Source organism: Rhodococcus sp. D-46 (assembly GCF_011290655.1).
Taxonomy (GTDB): domain Bacteria; phylum Actinomycetota; class Actinomycetes; order Mycobacteriales; family Mycobacteriaceae; genus Rhodococcus_F; species Rhodococcus_F qingshengii.
Genome location: NZ_JAANTF010000007.1, coordinates 337,908 through 355,489 on the forward strand (window position 1 = coordinate 337,908; position 17,582 = coordinate 355,489).

General features: G+C 62.2%; 19 protein-coding genes. 8 read left to right on the forward strand and 11 right to left on the reverse strand.

What is annotated here, in order from left to right; translation table 11 throughout:
• The first annotated feature begins 51 nt into the window (after positions 1-51).
• Positions 52-465 carry a VOC family protein gene (locus G9U53_RS19945; RefSeq protein ID WP_064073992.1) on the forward strand — a complete coding sequence of 138 codons (414 nt, stop codon included), beginning with the start codon at positions 52-54 and terminating at the stop codon, positions 463-465.
• Positions 466-1,041, forward strand: coding sequence for a TetR/AcrR family transcriptional regulator (locus G9U53_RS19950; RefSeq protein WP_007733408.1), 576 nt, complete (start codon positions 466-468; stop codon positions 1,039-1,041).
• A gap of 12 nt (positions 1,042-1,053) precedes the next feature.
• Here the strand turns inward: G9U53_RS19950 and G9U53_RS19955 are convergent, their stop codons facing one another.
• The 3 genes from G9U53_RS19955 to G9U53_RS19965 form a co-directional block, all read right to left on the reverse strand.
• Positions 1,054-1,893: an aldo/keto reductase gene (locus tag G9U53_RS19955; protein ID WP_165639100.1), complete on the reverse strand. Its 840-nt coding sequence runs from the start codon at positions 1,891-1,893 to the stop codon at positions 1,054-1,056.
• A 145-nt stretch (positions 1,894-2,038) separates the two neighbouring features.
• Positions 2,039-3,670: an ABC-F family ATP-binding cassette domain-containing protein gene (locus tag G9U53_RS19960; RefSeq protein ID WP_030535395.1), complete on the reverse strand. Its 1,632-nt coding sequence runs from the start codon at positions 3,668-3,670 to the stop codon at positions 2,039-2,041.
• A gap of 66 nt (positions 3,671-3,736) precedes the next feature.
• The gene (locus G9U53_RS19965; RefSeq protein ID WP_064687575.1) at positions 3,737-4,333 is read right to left on the reverse strand and encodes a class I SAM-dependent methyltransferase; all 597 of its coding nucleotides are present in this window, start codon (positions 4,331-4,333) and stop codon (positions 3,737-3,739) included.
• Positions 4,334-4,463: 130 nt separating this feature from the next.
• Between G9U53_RS19965 and G9U53_RS19970 the strand changes: the two genes are divergently transcribed.
• The gene (locus G9U53_RS19970) at positions 4,464-5,312 is read left to right on the forward strand and encodes an aldo/keto reductase (protein ID WP_037128502.1); all 849 of its coding nucleotides are present in this window, start codon (positions 4,464-4,466) and stop codon (positions 5,310-5,312) included.
• 64 nt (positions 5,313-5,376) lie between these two features.
• On the opposite strand, the gene G9U53_RS19975 is transcribed toward G9U53_RS19970, so the two are convergent.
• On the reverse strand, positions 5,377-6,528 hold the full coding sequence (locus G9U53_RS19975; protein WP_007733403.1) for an NADH:flavin oxidoreductase: 1,152 nt from the start codon (positions 6,526-6,528) through the stop codon (positions 5,377-5,379).
• A 202-nt stretch (positions 6,529-6,730) separates the two neighbouring features.
• Between G9U53_RS19975 and ctaD the strand changes: the two genes are divergently transcribed.
• Genes ctaD through G9U53_RS19990 form a run of 3 tightly spaced genes read left to right on the forward strand, consistent with a single transcriptional unit; the run spans position 6,731 to position 9,479 of the window.
• A complete protein-coding gene (gene ctaD / locus G9U53_RS19980) occupies positions 6,731-8,485 on the forward strand; it encodes a cytochrome c oxidase subunit I (protein ID WP_046379038.1) in 1,755 nt (584 codons plus the stop codon).
• Between the two features lie 45 nt (positions 8,486-8,530).
• Positions 8,531-9,004 carry a MarR family transcriptional regulator gene (locus tag G9U53_RS19985; protein ID WP_003939892.1) on the forward strand — a complete coding sequence of 158 codons (474 nt, stop codon included), beginning with the start codon at positions 8,531-8,533 and terminating at the stop codon, positions 9,002-9,004.
• Between the two features lie 34 nt (positions 9,005-9,038).
• Positions 9,039-9,479 (forward strand): DUF5313 family protein, encoded by a 441-nt coding sequence (locus G9U53_RS19990; protein WP_223304421.1) that lies wholly within the window; start codon positions 9,039-9,041, stop codon positions 9,477-9,479.
• Positions 9,480-9,488: 9 nt separating this feature from the next.
• On the opposite strand, the gene G9U53_RS19995 is transcribed toward G9U53_RS19990, so the two are convergent.
• The gene (locus G9U53_RS19995) at positions 9,489-10,511 is read right to left on the reverse strand and encodes an NAD(P)/FAD-dependent oxidoreductase (RefSeq protein WP_242430702.1); all 1,023 of its coding nucleotides are present in this window, start codon (positions 10,509-10,511) and stop codon (positions 9,489-9,491) included.
• Between the two features lie 39 nt (positions 10,512-10,550).
• Between G9U53_RS19995 and G9U53_RS20000 the strand changes: the two genes are divergently transcribed.
• A complete protein-coding gene (locus G9U53_RS20000; protein ID WP_007727793.1) occupies positions 10,551-11,177 on the forward strand; it encodes an XRE family transcriptional regulator in 627 nt (208 codons plus the stop codon).
• A 56-nt stretch (positions 11,178-11,233) separates the two neighbouring features.
• Positions 11,234-11,692, forward strand: coding sequence for a GNAT family N-acetyltransferase (locus G9U53_RS20005; RefSeq protein ID WP_042451126.1), 459 nt, complete (start codon positions 11,234-11,236; stop codon positions 11,690-11,692).
• A gap of 12 nt (positions 11,693-11,704) precedes the next feature.
• Here the strand turns inward: G9U53_RS20005 and G9U53_RS20010 are convergent, their stop codons facing one another.
• From G9U53_RS20010 to G9U53_RS20035, 6 genes are read right to left on the reverse strand one after another with little or no spacing between them, the layout of a single operon-like run.
• A complete protein-coding gene (locus G9U53_RS20010; protein ID WP_083056926.1) occupies positions 11,705-12,241 on the reverse strand; it encodes an AAA family ATPase in 537 nt (178 codons plus the stop codon).
• A gap of 53 nt (positions 12,242-12,294) precedes the next feature.
• Complete coding sequence (locus G9U53_RS20015) at positions 12,295-13,089, reverse strand: MHYT domain-containing protein (RefSeq protein ID WP_003939865.1); 795 nt, start codon at positions 13,087-13,089, stop codon at positions 12,295-12,297.
• Between the two features lie 40 nt (positions 13,090-13,129).
• Entirely contained in the window at positions 13,130-13,717 is a 588-nt protein-coding gene (locus G9U53_RS20020) for an ATP/GTP-binding protein (protein ID WP_003940118.1), read from the reverse strand.
• On the reverse strand, positions 13,698-14,072 hold the full coding sequence (locus G9U53_RS20025; RefSeq protein WP_003939996.1) for a DUF742 domain-containing protein: 375 nt from the start codon (positions 14,070-14,072) through the stop codon (positions 13,698-13,700). The genes G9U53_RS20020 and G9U53_RS20025 overlap by 20 nt, the downstream gene beginning before the upstream one ends.
• 5 nt (positions 14,073-14,077) lie before the next feature.
• Positions 14,078-14,494, reverse strand: coding sequence for a roadblock/LC7 domain-containing protein (locus G9U53_RS20030; RefSeq protein ID WP_083056930.1), 417 nt, complete (start codon positions 14,492-14,494; stop codon positions 14,078-14,080).
• Positions 14,491-17,337 (reverse strand): ATP-binding protein, encoded by a 2,847-nt coding sequence (locus G9U53_RS20035; RefSeq protein WP_242692601.1) that lies wholly within the window; start codon positions 17,335-17,337, stop codon positions 14,491-14,493. The genes G9U53_RS20030 and G9U53_RS20035 overlap by 4 nt, the downstream gene beginning before the upstream one ends.
• Positions 17,338-17,582 lie beyond the last annotated feature (245 nt).

Genomic DNA, 17,582 nt, shown 5'->3' on the forward strand with positions numbered 1-17,582 from the left:
GCTGGCAGCCATTTTCTCGAAACATTACGGTACGTACTGTACTGTTTTGGAATGACAACTTGGCCGAACGACCTCGCAGTAGTGCAAGTGCGCGTAGCGCGACCCACCGACAGGCTCGACGACGTGATTGCGTTCTATCGCGACTGTCTGGGATTGCCAGAGCTCTACCGGTTCTCCGGTCATGCCGGGTACGACGGAATCATGCTGGGTCTGCCGGATTCGAACTATCACCTCGAATTCACGACCCACGAAGACGGAAGCTCGTGCCCGGCGCCGACGCAGGACAACCTGTTGGTGCTCTACTTCGCCGGCGAGTCGGCGATGTACGAGGTAGTTCAGAGGTTGGGGGAAGCAGGGCACGAACCCGTTGGCGCCGAGAATCCGTACTGGGAGGAGAATGCGGGGATGACTTTCGAAGATCCCGACGGCTGGCGTCTGGTGCTCATGCCGCGGCCGGTGCTGTAGATGGTGCGCGCCCGCGACGAGCGGATCGACGACGCCGTTCTGGCGGCAACCCTGGAGTTGTTGGGGGAGAACGGATATGCGGAGCTGTCGATCGGTTCGGTGGCGACGAGAGCGGGCGTGCATCGACCCGCCATCTACCGGAGATGGCCGTCGAAGCGGCATCTGGTGGTGGACGTCGTCGTGGCGCACATCGGCACTGATCCAACGCCGGACACCGGCGATCTCAGGGCAGACCTGGTCGCCGGCATCACGACATTGGTTGTGGGGCTGAGCGAAACGGTAGTCGGGCGGATCCTGCCCGCGTTGGTCGCGGATCTGGCGGCGGACCCGGAATTGGCGCGGGATTTCCAGTCGGCATTCTTTCAGCCACGACGCGATTCCACTGCGGCAGTGCTGGAATCGGCGCGCCTACGCGGCGACATACGGAGCGACTTCGACCTGGATTTCGTCCTGGACGCGCTGGCGTCGCCGATCTATTACCGAGCGTTGTTCCGTCACTTACCGCTGGACGCGCTCCTGGCCGAGCAGTCCGTCGATTCTGTGCTGCTGACGTTGACTCCCCACGAAAATTCTTGAAGCCGTTTCGATTCAGTTCAATTCGACTGGATCAGGCCCGACACGGCTGTCGGTGTTCAGCGCTGCGATGGCCGCTGACTCGTCGGCATCGAGTGCGAAGTCGAAGATTGCGGCGTTGTCGCGCATGCGTGCAGGCGTGACCGACTTCGACAGAACGGTGTGACCCTGTTCGAGATGCCAACGCAGAATTATCTGTGCCGGGCTCTTGCCTTGTGCTGCAGCAATTTTCCCGATGGCCGGGTCGTCGAGGATGGTTCCCTGTCCCAATGGGCTCCAAGCCTCGATTTCGATGCCGCGACTTCGCGCGTACTCCCGTGACGCGTGCTGTTGCAGTCTGGGGTGCAATTCGATCTGGTTGACGGCCGGGGTGATCGAGCTGTGCTCGGCCAGCAGTTCGAGGTGCTCGGGCAGGAAGTTGGACACGCCGATCGCACGGGTGCGGCCGGAGGCGAGAATTTGCTCTAATGCCGCCCAGGTCTCGACGAACAGGCCCTTTGCCGGCGCGGGCCAGTGAATCAGATAGAGGTCGACGTAGTCGAGTCCGAGCTTGTCGAGGCTGGTGTCGAAAGCGGCGAGTGTTCGGTCGTGGCCCTGATCGTCATTCCACAGCTTGGTGGTGACGAACAGCTCTGACCTAGGGATATCCGAACCTGCGATGGCGCGGCCGACTCCGGCTTCATTTCCGTAGATCGCGGCCGTGTCGATGTGGCGGTAGCCGATCTCGAGAGCTGCGGCAGTGACCTCTTCGGTCTGTGCGTCCGGTACCTGGAAAACGCCGTACCCGAGTTGCGGGATGGTGATCGGCTCGCCGGTGGTTCCGTGAGTCAGTGTGCGGTCGGGGATCGACAACATTGAAGAGTGCCTTTCGGGACTGGGATGTGGCAGCTCGACGGGGGATCATGTCATCCGCGGGCCACCTATGCCGCGCATGCAACTATTGCGTGCGCCTGATAAATAGTTGCACACGCGGGTTGTCTGCGCAAGCAGAGTCGATCGGCTACTCCTCGAAGAGCTGTCCGTTCTCCATTCGCCACCGGCGCGTGCTTCGGGTGGACTGCAGCATGCGTCGATCGTGAGTGACCAGAAGGAGGGTTCCCTCGAACGACTCCATTGCCTGCTCGAGCTGTTCGATCGCCGGAAGGTCGAGATGGTTCGTCGGCTCGTCCAGTACCAGTAGGTTCACGCCGCGAGCCTGGAGCAAAGCAAGTGCAGCCCTTGTTCTCTCGCCGGGGGACAGGGAAGCGGCAGATCTGAGTACGTGGTGTCCGCGCAGGCCGAACTTGGCGAGGAGAGTGCGGACATCGGCATCGGGCCAGTCCGGAACCTGCGCACCGAAGGCCTCCACGACTGGTTGATCACCTTCGAACAATCCACGCGCCTGATCGATCTCACCGATCGCGACACCGGAACCCAGCGACGCGATGCCCTCGTCCGGGACGAGTTTGCCGAGCAGGACGTTCAGGAGGGTGGTCTTGCCTGCCCCGTTCGCGCCCGTGACGAGAATCCGATCACCCCAGTCGATCTGCGTCGTGACCGGACCGAACGTGAACTGACCGCGAGTTACCTTGGCGCCGTTCGTGGTCGCGACAACGGATCCGGACCGCGGCGCCGCCGCGATCTCCATACGAAGTTCCCACTCCTTGCGCGGTTCCTCGACCACTTCGAGTCGCTCGATGCGGCGTTGAGTCTGGCGGGCTTTCGCGGCTTGCTTCTCCGTCGACTCGGTCCGCAATCCGCGTCCGATCTTGTCGTTGTCCTTGGCTTTACGACGCGCGTTGCGGACGCCGTGTTCCATCCAGTTGCGCTGCATCTGTGCGCGATCTTCGAGATCGGAGCGGGTGCCTGCGTATTCCTCGAACGCCTCGCGTGCGTGCTGGCGGGCGATCTCGCGTTCGGCGAGGTACGACTCGTAGCCGCCGTCGTACACGGCGATGTCCTGTTGTGCCAGATCGAGTTCCACGATTCCGGTGACGGTGCGCGAGAGGAACTCGCGATCATGGCTCACGACAACCAGTGCTGCGCGCGTCTCGGCGACAAATCGCTCCAACTGCTCGAGACCGCGTAGGTCGAGATCGTTGGTGGGCTCGTCCAACAAGAGAATGTCGTAGCGCGAAAGCAACAGTGACGCGAGGCCGGCGCGCGCGGCCTGACCGCCGGACAATGCCGTCATGTGAGCATCGAGTGGAACTCCGAGACCGAGTTCTTCGACCACCTTCTCGGCGCGCTCGAGCAGGTCGGCGCCGCCGAGAGCGAGCCAGCGTTCGAGAGCCGGGGAGTACAGATCCTCTTCGGCTTCGGCCAGGGTTTCGGCTGCGGCGTTCATGACTTCCTCGGCGTGGGCGACGCCGGTGCGGCGGCCGAGGAACTCGAGGACGGTCTCACCCTCGATGCGATCGGGTTCCTGCGCGAGGTAACCGACCGCAGCATCCGGCGGGCTGAGGATGATCGAACCTTCGACGTCGGCAGTTCCGATTCCGGCCAGTGCGGTGAGAAGCGTCGACTTGCCGGCGCCGTTCGCGCCGACGAGGCCGATGACGTCGCCGGGGGCAACGGTGAGGTCGAGGTCGGAGAACAGGGTGCGTTCTCCCCGGGAAGCAGAGAGGCCGCTGATGCGTAGTGTTGCAGTCACCTGAGAAGTATCCCCGGTGCTGTGCGCCTTTATTAACCGCGGGCGGTTAATAAAGGCGCACAGCAGTCAGCCACGGACCAGGTGATACCAGCACGGATGTGCCGCACGGACCGGAAGTGGCGATTCACTCACGTCCGCGGCCATGCTCGAGGCCATCGACCAACCGTCGAATGCTCGCATGACGTCCTCCTCCGAGACGCCGTGTGGCATCGGCCAACGGTGCCCCGGTCCGAATGCGAACATCACCATGGACGCCCCGGGTGCGGTGATCGCGTTTACGGATCTCCCGTAGTCCCGTCGTTGATGATCGGTGAGCCCGTGAAAACAGCCGATGTCGAGCACCAGCATGTGCCCGCCGTCGACAGCAATGTGCAGGTCTGCCGCGTCCTCGTGGAGGAACCGGACGTCGACGTGTGCTTCACGCGCGCGTATGCGCGCTTTGTCCAGCGGTTCCTGTTCGGCGTCGACGCCGGTGACGTGCCACCCGCGTTGCGCCAGCTCGATGGAATGGCGTCCGGTGCCGCAACCGATATCGAGTGCACGGCCACCTTCCGGGACGGGAATCGCATCCAGAAGGCCGGACAGTTGAGCGTCGAACCCGTGCCCGGTGTGCTCCCACGGAGTGACGCCGACCTTGTAGGCGAGACGATATGAAAGATTCATCGCTCTCTCTTTTCTCGAGGCGATTCCAATACTTGTCTTCCAAGGTAGACCGGCATTTCGGGCGGTACAAGGGCACTGCCCGGAGGTTCGGCGGGGAATGCCTCCCGGCCCTCGCGCGTTGGATCCACATATGACCGAGACCAACGATGTGACCTCTGTACCGACCATTGTTCTGAACGACGGTAAGACGATCCCCGCACTCGGATTCGGTGTGTTCCAGGTTCCGGACGACGAGACGCAGGAGGCCGTCTCCACAGCCCTGAAGACCGGCTACCGCAGTATCGACACCGCCAAGATCTACGGCAACGAGGTGGGCGTCGGCCGCGCGATCGCCGAATCCGGCATCGCCCGCGAAGACCTCTACATCACGACAAAACTGTGGAACGACGACCAAGGCTACGACTCGACGCTTGCGGCATTCGACGCCAGCCTCGACAAGTTGGGTCTCGAGTACCTCGACCTGTACCTGATCCACTGGCCGGTTCCGTCCAAGGACCTGTACGTCGAGACGTTCAAGGCATTCCAGAAGCTCAAGGCCGACGGACGGGTTCGATCCATCGGTGTCTCCAACTTCACCATCGAGAACCTCGAGCGTGTCATCGGTGAAACCGGTGAGGTGCCGGTCCTCAACCAGATCGAGCTTCACCCCAAGTTCAACCAAGCCGAACTGCGCGCCTTCCACACCGGCAAGGGAATCGCGACGGAAGCGTGGAGCCCGCTCGGACAGGGAACCGTTCTCGGCGACCCCGTCATCACCGCTATCGCCGACGCTCATGGCGTCACCGCGGCTCAGGTGATTATTCGCTGGCACCTGCAGATCGGAAACGTGGTGATTCCGAAGTCGGTGACCCCCGAACGTATCGCCGCCAACTTCGATGTCTTCGGATTCGAACTGACACCGGAACAGATCAACGCGATCGGTGCTCTCGACGACCCGGCCGGCCGCATCGGCCCCGACCCGGTCACGCTCGGCAGCTAGTACTTCCGGCAGACCCACAAACGGCACTCCCACAATTGCGGGAGTGCCGTTTTGTCGTGCGAGGTCAGTTCAGGTGTGTGCGATGTTCTGCGGTGAATGCGATGTGCTCGTCCGCGCGTCCGGTGCGGAGCTTCTCGACCCACTCGGGATCGGCGAGCAGCGCGCGCCCGATGGCAACCATGTCGAATTCACCCCTCTCGTACTGAGCTTCGAGACGCTCCAGTCCGGTGACAGCAGATGCAGCTTCGCCGGTGAATGCCGTCGTGAACACGGAATCGAGTCCGACCGAACCGACGGTGATGGTCGGCAACCCGGTCAGCTTCTTCGTCCAACCGGCGAGGCCGAGTGTGCCGTCTTCACCGTCGAGTTCAGCGAATGCCGGTTCCCAATGACGCCTCGTGGACGGATGCAGAACGTCGACGCCGGCGTCGACCAGGGGAGTGAGGATGCGGCCGAGTTCTGCCGGGCTCTGGGCGATACGAGCGTCGTAATGGCCGGACTTCCACTGCGAGAATCGGTAGACGATCGCGAACTCGTCCCCGACGGCCTCTCGGATTGCGGCGACGACCTCGGCCGGGAAACGGGTGCGGGCCTCGAGTGATCCGCCGTAGCCGTCGGTTCGGACATTGGTTCCCGCCCAGAGAAATTCGTCGAGCAGGTAGCCATGTGCTCCGTGCAACTCGAGACCGTCGAACCCGGTGTTCTTCGCGTTGAGTGCGGCGTCGACCCACGACTGCTTCAAGTCGTCGAGGTCAGAGGTGGTGAATTCTCGTCCCAGGCGGGTGCCGTCCAGTGCCAGGCCGGAGGGGCTGACGGTTTCGACCTCGGGGTTCAGGCGTGAGTTCTCGCCGCGTTCGACTCCGAGGTGCCACAGCTGAGGAATGATCGATCCGCCTTCGGCGTGGACGGCGTCGACGACCGACTTCCAGCCACCCAGGCTCGAATCGCCGTAGATGCGCGGTACGCGGGTGTGCGGGCCGGCTGCCGGGTCCGGGATGTACGTGCCTTCGGTGATGATCAAGCCGACACCCCCTGCTGCGCGACGACGGTAGTACTCGGCTACGTCGGCGCCGGGGATTCCGTCCGGCGAGAAGGCGCGCGTCATCGGGGCCATGGCGAAACGGTTACGCAACGAGAGTGATTTGACCTCGAAAGGCTCGAAGAGGCCGCGCAACGCGGAGGCCTCGGGTGCTGTCGATGTGTCGGGAAGAGTCACGGGTTTGTTCAACGCGGCGGACCCTCGACCTATTCCGCCGCCTGACTTTATCTCACCGAAATCTGCAAAAGGTTGCGTACGTTCGGTTTTCGATAGTTGCTCACGTCGGCCACACTTAGTTTGTGCATTAACTATTAACATGCGATATGGTCGTGCGGAAAGTTCTTGAGGCGGTATCGAGCACGAAAGAGGACGCGCGAGCATGACGACAACGGTGCCGGACGAGCGGACCGGAGAGTTGGAGCCGATTCCGGAGCGGCCGTACCCGAAGCGCCGTGATCCCAAGGGGTCGTGGATGTTCGACATGATCAAGACCACCGATCACAAGAAGATCGGGATCATGTACATGATCACAGCTTTCGTGTTCTTCCTGATCGGCGGCCTGATGGCCCTGTTCATGCGTGCGGAACTGGCTGTCCCCGGGATGCAGTTCCTCTCGAACGAGCAGTTCAACCAGTTGTTCACCATGCACGGCACGATCATGTTGCTGCTGTACGCGACGCCCGTCGTTTTCGGCTTCGCGAACTACATACTTCCGCTGCAGATCGGTGCCCCGGACGTGGCGTTCCCGCGTCTGAACGCATTCGGATTCTGGCTCTTCACTTTTGGTGGTCTCATCGTTCTCGGCGGATTCCTCACGCCGGGCGGCGCTGCCGACTTCGGTTGGACCGCGTACACCCCGTTGTCGGGCGCGGTGCACAGTCCCGGCGTCGGCGCCGACCTGTGGGTCTTCGGTCTGACGGTCGGTGGCCTCGGCACCATTCTCGGTGCGGTCAACATGATCACCACCGTGATCTGCCTGCGCGCACCAGGTATGACGATGTTTCGGATGTCCATCTTCACGTGGAACATCTTCATCACCAGCATTCTGATCTTGATGGCGTTCCCGCTCTTGACCGCTGCGTTCATGGGTCTGTTCGTCGACCGTCATCTCGGTGGGCACATCTTTGACCCGGCGTCGGGTGGAGTTCTGTTGTGGCAGCACCTGTTCTGGTTCTTCGGTCACCCCGAGGTGTACATCATCGCGCTGCCGTTCTTCGGCATCGTCTCGGAGATCTTCCCGGTCTTCAGCCGTAAGCCGATCTTCGGGTACACCGGATTGGTCTATGCGACACTGGCGATTTCAGCTCTGTCGATCGCGGTGTGGGCTCACCACATGTACGCGACGGGTGCTGTTCTCCTGCCGTACTTCTCGTTCATGACGTTCCTGATCGCCGTGCCGACAGGTGTGAAGATCTTCAACTGGATCGGCACGATGTGGAAGGGGCAGTTGACCTTCGAGTCGCCGATGCTGTTCTCGGTCGGCTTCTTGATCACCTTCCTCTTCGGTGGTCTGTCGGGTGTCATTCTCGCGAGCCCGCCGATCGACTTCCATGTCACCGACACGTATTTTGTCGTCGCCCACTTCCATTACGTGGTCTTCGGTACGGTCGTGTTCGCCACGTACGCCGGTATCTACTTCTGGTTCCCGAAGATGACCGGTCGCATGATGGACGAGCGTCTCGGCAAGTGGCACTTCTGGACCACGTTCGTCGGTTTCCACGGCACGTTTCTCGTTCAGCACTGGCTCGGCGGCGAGGGGATGCCGCGTCGCTATGCCGACTACCTGCCCTCGGACGGGTTCACGGTGCTGAACTCGGTGTCCACGATCTTTGCCTTCGTGCTCGGTGCCTCGACGCTTCCGTTCATCTGGAACGTTTTCAAGAGCTACCGCTACGGCGAAGTTGTCACCGTCGACGATCCGTGGGGTTACGGAAACTCGCTGGAGTGGGCAACCACCTGCCCGCCGCCGCGTCACAACTTCACCGAGTTGCCGCGCATCCGCAGTGAGCGTCCGGCGTTCGAGCTGCACTACCCGCACATGGTGGAGCGAATGAGGGCGGAAGCGCACGTGGGTCTCACCGGGCAACCCACGTCGACGTTGGAGAAGAGTGACGATCGTCGCCAGATTGATTAGTGCAATAATAGTTGCTGCACTAATTAATCTGATAACATCGGATTCATGACGACGAAGGCTCCGCAGACGCAGATGGATGATCCGCTGGCTCTCGACCGGCAGGTGTGCTTTGCACTTGCGGTCGCGAACCGGGCGGTGCTGTCCGTCTACCGGCCACTGCTCGAGCCGATGGGCCTCACGCATCCCCAGTACCTGGTGATGCTGGCACTGTGGGGAAAGTCGCCGATGGCGGTCAAGGAAATCGGGCAGGCACTGCAACTCGATTCGCCGACGCTGTCGCCGCTCCTCAAGCGACTCGAGGCGTCCGGGCTGATCACGCGAACCCGTAGCCGCGCCGACGAACGGCAACTGGACGTGGACCTCACCGAAGCCGGTGTGGCACTGCGCGCGGAGGCGGAGAAGATCCCGCCGGCGGTTGTCGCGAAGCTCGGCGTCAGCCTCGCCGAACTCGAAGAACTCCACAACGTTCTGACGCGGGTCAACGAGGCCGCGCTCCGCGCCGGAGCCTTGGACCAATGAGAGAAATGTGATGACTGCATCCGAAAGAAACGTGATGACTGCGTCAGTACCGTCGATGCGTACCGAACAGGTGACTTCCGTGACTTCCAAAAAGCAACGTACGAGCCCGAATCCTCTTCAGTGGTTGGGTTATTCAGTGGGGCGCAAGCTGCCCGATTCGATGCAGGACTGGGTACGAAACGACCTGATCGGTGACTGGGCCGTGCCGCGTCACCTGATCCGAAGCATGGTGCCGTTCATTCCCGTCTTCGCGGCCTTCATGCTCTTCCCCGGGCCGTGGGCCCTGCGGGCATCGATGGTGCTGCTCGGAGTGCTTCTGGCACTGTTCTATTCGGTCTCCTACATGGCTCAGAACAGGTCGCGCCGCCTCGAGCGTCACGGTTTGCCTTCCGACCTCGAGAACCCGAAGAAGATCTCGCGCCACGACGCCGAGAAGGCCGCCTACGAGAAGTTGCACGGCGGCCCCGCGACGTAGACGCCTCGGTCACAAGCTGTGGAGGGCGCTGCCGCCGTTCAACTCGCAGACGCGTTGCTCCACGGTCGCCGAGAAGCCCCCTTCCGGCTCGGTCGAACGAAGAGCCGATTCGACATCTTGCTCGACCAGATATCCGTTGATCGCGATTGCCGCGGTCGAACCTGCAGCCGCAGCATTGATTACCTGAGCGCGAGGGTCGACGACGTTGCCGGCGCCCCAGATACCAGGAACACTGGTGGCGCCGGAACGATCGACAGCCACGAATCCCGTGGGGCTGGTTTTGCAGCCGAGTCGCGTCAGATGTGCGTCGTTCGGAACGAAACGCGGCGCAACGAACAGTTCTGAGCGCGCAACAAGTTGGCCGTTGTCGAGTTCGACGGCCCTCAGTTCGCCTCTCTCGCCGATCAATCCAGATACCGATCCGTCGGCAACCGTCACTCCTCGGGCAGCCAGTCGCGCGCGTTCGTCGGGGGTGAGCGAGATCTTGTCGGGGAAGAACGTCACATCCGACGACCACTGTCGGAGTAGAAACGCCTGGTGAAGTGACATCTCGCGAGCGTCGCCGCCGAGAACGCCGATCGGTTGGTCGCTGATCTCGTACGCATGGCAGTACGGGCAATGGAGCACGCTTTGCCCCCAAAGCTCCTGGATGCCTGGTATTTTCGGGAGTGAATCCCGTAGGCCGGTGGCAACCAGCACAGTACGAGTTTCGAGCGTCGTGCCTCCTGAAAGTTCGACGACAAAGCCGGGTTCGATACCGCACCAGGAGATGTCGACTACGTCATCTTGTGTCAATTCCACTCCGTACGTCTGCAATTCGCTGCGTCCGACGGCGAGCAACTCACGTGGCGCCATGCCGTCGCGCGAGAGGAAGCCGTGCATGTGTGCTGCCGGTGCGTTGCGCGGTTTGCTGGAATCGATGACGGCGACCGAGCGCCGAGCACGACCCAACACCAGGGCTGCGCTGAGTCCGGCGGCGCCACCGCCGACGATCACGGCGTCGAGGATCTCAGTTTCAGTGTGTGTTCGCATGAGCACAGATTGCTCGCGGAGGAGGTTCATCAGCAACTAATGTTGCCATTTCTGGGAATCGTCGTCAGACTCGGCACCATGAATGTCAACGGTCCGCACATCGATGCCGCCATCTCGCAGATCGGCGCGCGCCTCAAACGCATTCGTACACAGAGGAACGTCACGCTCACAGCGCTGTCCGAGTCCACCGGTATTTCGAAGAGCACCCTGTCGAGGCTCGAAGCGGGGGAGCGTCGCCCGAGCTTGGAGTTGCTGCTTCCGATCGCGCTTGCCCACCAAGTGCCGTTGGACCAACTGGTGGCGGCACCGCAGGTCGCCGATCCACGCATCCAGAGTGCGCCTCGAAGCGTCAGTGGGCGAACGGTATTGCCGCTGACTCGGCAACCGGGTGGGTTGCAGGCATTCAAGATGACCATCCCGGCAAGCCAGACGGAACCGGATCCCCAAGTGCACGACGGCTACGAATGGCTGTACGTGCTGTCGGGGAGGTTGCGGTTGGTGTTGGCCGATCACGACATCGTGATGGGTACGGGTGAAGCTGCTGAATTCGACACCCGAAACCCGCATTGGTTCGGCAGTGACGGGCGCGGCCCGGTCGAGGTACTGAGTCTGTTCGGCCCCCAAGGAGAACGCATCCACGTTCGGGCCAGGCCTTCGGCGAAGTGAAGGACAGTCATACTTTCATTCGGTACTGCCGGAAGCGAAGAGGACAGTGAGGATCTGTGCGAATCGAAATTGACGACCTGAGTCGGGATGCGGTCCGTGCTCTACTCACCGAACATCTCGCCGACATGCACGCGACCTCGCCCGCGGACAGCGTTCACGCGCTGGACGTCACGGGGCTGATGGATAGCTCTGTGACCATGTGGACGCTGTGGAGCGAAGGTGACGAGTTACTCGGTTGCGTCGCACTCAAGGAACGGTCGTCGGCGGGCGGCGAGATCAAGTCGATGCGAACGTCATCGGCAGCAAGGGGGCGTGGCGTGGGAACGCGACTTCTTCAACACGTCGTGGACGAGTCGAGACAGCGAGGTTACCGGCAACTCGAATTGGAGACCGGTACGCAAGAGTTCTTCGATCCAGCTCGCCGGTTGTACGCGAAATTCGGGTTCGTGCCTTGTCCACCGTTCGGGAACTACCGCGAAGACCCGAACAGCGCATTCTTCGTTCTCACCTTGTGAGCAGCTCGCACGCTACAGCATCTTGGCTGTGATGCGTCGTACTGCACTGTCGCGGTCCATGATTGCGGTGTCGAGCACCAGCCGTTCCGTAGTCCACGGCTCGTAGTCTCGATCCAGAATTTCCTGCCACGTCGGTAGTACGAGATCCGGGATGTCGACGACTCGCCGTTCAGCGCGTCTGCGATGCTCGTCGGGATCCGAACAGATGACCTCGACACCGAGCAGGCGCGCCGAATTATGTTGTGCGGTAGCGGACCAGGCGTTTCGTGTCGCCTCGACGGGGTTGACGCATTCGACCACGACCGAAAGTCCCAGTCGCAATTGTTCGGCGGCGAGCGCGTATCCGGTGATGTATCCGGCGGTCCCGGACGCGTCAGCGATACCGCTGCGGATCAGCGCCTGTTCGATGGTATCGATCCGCACGAAGGGGATTTGGTGACGCTGCGCAAGCGCCCGCGCGATCGTCGACTTGCCGGTGGCCGGCAAACCACCGATCACGACCAGCGTTGCGCGGGTCGATGGCTGGGGGTTGTGTCCGGCATCCACCATCCCCGAAATGTACGGGGCGTTGTCGATTTACGTGAACTCGCCCCGTACTCTGCTCAGTTCGAGATCGCGAACTCTCGTGCTTCGAACGCCAGATCGTCGGCGGCGGATTCCATTCGTGCCGTCGCACGGTTGGGTGCTGTCAGCACTGCGACAATCGGAACTGCCAACGCCAGCAGGCCGAGAACGAAGACAGGGAAGAGGAACGAGAACACTTCGAGTCCCTGTGGCGCCGGGGCTGCCGCGTCGTGAACAACCTCGACAGCGGCCATTCCGGTGTAGTGCATACCGACGACGGCGATGCCCATGATGATTCCGGCGACAAAACGCAGAATCGTGGACTCGAGCACCATGGTGAACCACAGTGCAGCGGTTCCGGCGACGACTGCGATGAGAACCGACAGTGCAACGAAGAGCAGGTCGTAGTGGATCTCGCCCTGAAAGCGCAAGGCGCGCATACCCGTGTAATGCATGATGTTCACGGCGAGACCGGTTACCACGCCCCCGATCAGAAGCCGCGTCCAGCGAAATTCGGTCCCGATGATCAGCAGGCCGACAAACACGGCCCCTACTGAGATGATCGCGGAGATCACGGTCCATCCGAGGTTGTATCGAATGGGACTGCCGGGGACCGCGAAGCCGAGCATGGCGATGAAATGCATGAGCCAGATGGCGACGCCACCGATCGACAAGGCAGCCATGGCGAGCCATCGCATGCGTGTGGCGGTTGTCGTCGCCGACGCTGAATGCCTGGTGCACGCCAGGCCGACTACCGACCCGACCACGGACACGACGTAGGCGAGTCCGAGCAGCCAGATTCCCATCGAGAAATGGTGCATTTCATCCGACATGCCAGTTCCTTTCGGCGACGATTCGCATCTGGTGATTCATCTAGACGACTGCTTCAGCTGCAAGTCGTTCGAGGGAGTATTCGGTGACGGCGATCAGCGCGCGTTTGGCTGATTCGCGGTTTCGGGCGTCGATCTCGATCATGGGAACCCGGTTGGGTAGAGCCAACGCCTGGCGGAGATCGCTCGCCGAATGGATTGGTGCGCCGTCGAAACGGTTGACCGCCACGATGAACGGGAGGCCTCGCGCCTCGAAGAAGTCGACTGCGGCGAAGCTGTCTTCCAGGCGACGCGTGTCGACCAGAATGACCGCACCGATCGCACCGGTGATCAGGTCGTCCCACATGAACCAGAAGCGGCGCTGTCCCGGGGTTCCGAACAGATAGAGGACCAGGTCGTCGGCGAGAGTGATGCGCCCGAAGTCCATCGCGACCGTCGTGGTGCTCTTGTCGGGAGTGGATCCGAGATTGTCGATACCGTCGCTGGCGTCGGTGACCATGGCCTCCGTGCGAAGGGGGACGATTTCGGAGACGGTCCCCACAAGTGTTGTCTTGCCAACACCGAAACCCCCGGCGATCACGATTTTTGTCGATTTCACGCGAGACGATGAGTCAGAGTGCCCGAAGTCCACTGAGGGTCCTTTCGATCAGTTCGCGTCGCTCGACTCGAGATGCGTCGCTTCGCAGAGTGGCATGTATTTCCAGTGATCCGGCTACTACGAGGTCGGCGACCAGTACCCGCACGACTCCGATCGGAACACCCAGGTGGGCAGCGATCTCGGCAACCGAGATCCGCTGCTCGCAGAGTGCGACGATCGATGCACGAATATCCTGCGGTGCAAGATTGTTCGAGACCACGTCTTCGATCGTCGCGATGATCGCTTCGAGTGGGAGGTCGATGGACGGCAGGGTCCGACCTTCGGTGAGCGCGTACGGCCGGACCAAGCTCGGTTCGGCGTCGTCGTACTCGGATTGATGGTGAGGCATCGAACTCAAATACCCGGCGATGTTCTCGGGGCAATGTCCATGGTGGTGCCGACGCGATCGACGAGAGTCGCCATTTCGTAACCGATCTGGCCGATGTCGCATCCGGCGACAGCGAGAGCGGCAAGGTAAGCGCCACTACCGACGCCCATGAGAAGCAGGTAGCCGTTCTCCATCTCGACGACGGACTGCATGACGGCTCCACCGTCGAAGAGGCGTGACGCCCCCGCGGACAGGCTGGCGAGTCCGGAAGTGACAGCGGCTAATTGATCGGCCCGATCGAGCGGAAGATGTGTGCTCGAGGCCGTCAACAACCCGTCGGCTGAGACGATGATCGCGTGACTCACACCCGGCACGTCTCGGGCAAAAGCCGATACCAGCCAGTCGAGTGCGCGGGGAGTCTCTTGGGCTCCGACAGTGTTCACTGTTCTCCTTCATCGTTGTGCAACATCGTGGACGATTCGAAAGACTGTCCGCCATCGAGCTGATGGTCGGCAGCGCGCCGACGCCCTCGTTGTACTCCGGATTGGTAACTGCTCCAACCACGTTGGACGTCCGCCGGATTGGATGCATGGCGCTGTGTCGTTCCACCTCTCCCGACTGCGCCGGGAACCAGGCGGGCTCCGCGGTCTCGAATGGGAAGTCCGGAATCGGCGATCTTGGTGACCGGCATCTCGAACGAGGTCCGAGCGGCCAGCCAGCCTTGATCCGCGTCGGTGGTCCACGCACTGCCGGTGGAAGCAGCTGACGTCTCCGCCGTCGGGTCCACGAGCCACTCGGACACCATCCGGGCGAAAATCGGCATCGTGGTCGGGGCAGCGAGTACGCCGTTCGAGTTGCCGTCTCCCGCGCCGTCAGCGCGCGCCGATGCGCGAGCAGAGAGCCCGTCACGGGTGCGCGAGGAGAAGAACGCCGCAGTATTTGTCGGCGTCGGGGCTGAGAGCCGGTGCCGTGGCGGCGGGGTTGTCGACGGGTGTGGACCCACCGGGATCTCGGGACCCTGTGCCGGCGAGGTGAATTCCGGCGAAGGAGTACGCACGGGAAGGGACGTCGATGCGCTTGTGCCTTCGGGATCGGGCAGAGGAGCGAAGGACGACACGGAGGTGGCGGGTGCAGCAGTGGTCGGAGTCGAGGTACTGACCGCCGGTACTCCACTTGTGCCCGGAGTGCGACGTGGCAACCCCGAAGGCGCTGTTGTCGTGGGAATGGATTGCGGTGTGATCGGGGCGAACGTCTCAGTCCGGTCGGTGCTGTTGCTGGGCGTTCGACGCGGGAGATCTGCGAAACTTCTGGTCGCAGGCTGCGGGGGTGCCAATTCGGTCGGGACGGGCTTTGACCAGGACGGTTCAGACGGTGCGGGCGGCGGAGTCCGATCGAGCGTGGGCACGGGTCCGGTTCGCGGCGTGCGGATCTCGGGTCCCCGAGAAGAATCGAGTATCGACGTCGGTAGGAGCACCGTTGCGGTGATGCCGCTGTGCGTCGACGACGTTGCCGTCGGGCGCAGGCGCACAGAGATGTTGTAGCGACGACTGATTCGGCTCACGACGAACAAACCCATGCGACGCGCTGTATCCGCGCTCATCTCGCCGCCGGCGGCGAGGCGCTCGTTGGCATCGAGGATATCGGCAGGCGACATGCCGATACCGAGATCTGCGATCTCGACGATCATGGAGCCGTCGATGGTGCGGGCAGCGTTGATGGAGACGGTGGTCTCCGGTGGGGAGTACCGCAGAGAATTGTCGAGCAGTTCAGCGATGAGGTGAACGACGTCCGGGGCAGCATGACCGGTGACGACTCCGGGCGGTATCTGCCCGAGTTCGACGCGTCGATATTCCTCGACGCCTGATACCGCCGCACGAAGGATATCGCCGAGAGCGACGGAGGCGGTTCTGGCGCGGCGTACATCGGTTCCGGCGAGAACCAACAAGTTGTCGCCGTTTCTACGCATTCTCGCGGCGATGTGGTCGAGCCGGAACAGATTCTCGAGGCGACGAGGGTCGTCTTCGTCCTGCTCCAACTGTTCGATCAAACCGAGTTGCTGGTCGACGAGGGACTTGTTACGCCTCGACAGCGTTTCGAACATGTCGTTGACCTGGCGCCGCAGGGTGGCCTGCTCGCCGGCCAGCGTGATGGCCTGACCGTGCATGTCGTCCACCGCGCGTGCAAGCTCGCCGATTTCCTCGTGGGTGCGGATCGGTACACGGGCGAAGTCGACGTCGTCGATACTGGCACCTGCGCGAATTCGTTCGATCGCGTCGGGGAGTCCGCGTCGTGCTGCTTGCAATGCGGCAAATCGCAGCCGACGGATCGGATCGATGAGCGATCGGCTGATGACGAGGGCGATGGCCAGTGCCAGCAGGACCGCGCCGAGCACGATTGCAGTGTCACGAAGTGCTGCGGTTCGTGCTGCATTGGATTCAGCGGTGACGGTATCGCCGAACTCGGTGACGGTGGTGTCGGTCAGGCTGTTGTACTGGTCGTTTCCGGATTTCAGATCGGTACCGACGCGGCTCCCCAGAGGAGAGGTCGACGGGGTTGATCCGAGTGCGTTGATCCGGTTCTGAGCAGAGTTGCTGAGGGTCCGGACGGTGTCGTTGCTCCCGTCGATGGCGAGAATGTTGTTCAGAGCGACCAGTTCGGCACCGGCGGCACTGACCATCGAGGTACGAGCCTGCTGGTCCGGATCACCTGACCCGAAGAGGATTCGTTGTTCGGCCAGTGCTCGTCGCGCATCCCAGAGTGCTGAGAGTCGGCCACCCTCTTCGCGCAGCGCCGGACGCTGAGAATGCTCGACGACGCTGGTGAAGGTGCTCGAGAGTGCGCGAGAGACTTCGCCGACCCGCGAAACCAAGCGTGCGGGAGCCACCGCGCCGGCGGCGACCTCCTCCGTGATGGAACGGCTCTCTGCGAGCGCCGAAGTCACTTGGTCGTTGAGATCGTCGTCGGACTGGAACGCGCGCGCGGCGTCGACCAGTTGATCCATTGCGTCCGAAACCGCTTGTGTGGCGGGGCCGGTGTCAGCGCGTGCCGATGCGGCTTCGGCGAGCTCGTACAGCGCGGATTCGAGATTGATCGCGGCGGGCACAGCGAGGGCGCGCTCGGACGAGGAACTCAGCTGTGCGGCTTCTTCGAGTTCCGTCTGAACGCGAAGGGCTCCGAGGACGACGGCGACGATCATCGGCAATGCGAGAACGGCGATGACCTTCCATCCCAGGCGCCATTCGCCGATCGACCACCAAGAGGTTGTCGTGTGTGAATCGTGTTTCATGCGGAACATGGCCCCTTCACGTCAACCCCCCGTGGGTCATTGCCCGAACCCCTTCGATCCGGTTTGACCAGAAGGGGTAGTTAGCTGAACGGTAACAGACTGTTCGCTGGCTCGCTACATCCCAGTTGGCTTCTCGGATCGCCGATGACTATATCCGGATTGTAAGGCCAGGTGAAAGGGTAAACGGACAAGTGCGGCGAATGGGATAGCCGGAAAGTCCAATTTGGTAGCTCGGCGAGCGGTGC

Bases quoted from the DNA above. Each gene is read 5' to 3' on its own strand.
- G9U53_RS19950 (WP_007733408.1), top strand. From the start codon at position 466: ATGGTGCGCGCCCGCGACGAGCGGATCGACGACGCCGTTCTGGCGGCA.
- G9U53_RS20010 (WP_083056926.1), bottom strand. From the start codon at position 12,241: ATGGTGGATGCCGGACACAACCCCCAGCCATCGACCCGCGCAACGCTG.
- G9U53_RS19945 (WP_064073992.1), top strand. From the start codon at position 52: ATGACAACTTGGCCGAACGACCTCGCAGTAGTGCAAGTGCGCGTAGCG.
- G9U53_RS20015 (WP_003939865.1), bottom strand. From the start codon at position 13,089: ATGTCGGATGAAATGCACCATTTCTCGATGGGAATCTGGCTGCTCGGA.
- G9U53_RS19965 (WP_064687575.1), bottom strand. From the start codon at position 4,333: ATGAATCTTTCATATCGTCTCGCCTACAAGGTCGGCGTCACTCCGTGG.
- G9U53_RS19990 (WP_223304421.1), top strand. From the start codon at position 9,039: ATGACTGCGTCAGTACCGTCGATGCGTACCGAACAGGTGACTTCCGTG.
- G9U53_RS19995 (WP_242430702.1), bottom strand. From the start codon at position 10,511: ATGCGAACACACACTGAAACTGAGATCCTCGACGCCGTGATCGTCGGC.
- G9U53_RS19985 (WP_003939892.1), top strand. From the start codon at position 8,531: ATGACGACGAAGGCTCCGCAGACGCAGATGGATGATCCGCTGGCTCTC.
- G9U53_RS20025 (WP_003939996.1), bottom strand. From the start codon at position 14,072: ATGCCTCACCATCAATCCGAGTACGACGACGCCGAACCGAGCTTGGTC.
- G9U53_RS19970 (WP_037128502.1), top strand. From the start codon at position 4,464: ATGACCGAGACCAACGATGTGACCTCTGTACCGACCATTGTTCTGAAC.
- ctaD (WP_046379038.1), top strand. From the start codon at position 6,731: ATGACGACAACGGTGCCGGACGAGCGGACCGGAGAGTTGGAGCCGATT.
- G9U53_RS20000 (WP_007727793.1), top strand. From the start codon at position 10,551: ATGTTGCCATTTCTGGGAATCGTCGTCAGACTCGGCACCATGAATGTC.
- G9U53_RS19955 (WP_165639100.1), bottom strand. From the start codon at position 1,893: ATGTTGTCGATCCCCGACCGCACACTGACTCACGGAACCACCGGCGAG.
- G9U53_RS20035 (WP_242692601.1), bottom strand. From the start codon at position 17,337: ATGAAACACGATTCACACACGACAACCTCTTGGTGGTCGATCGGCGAA.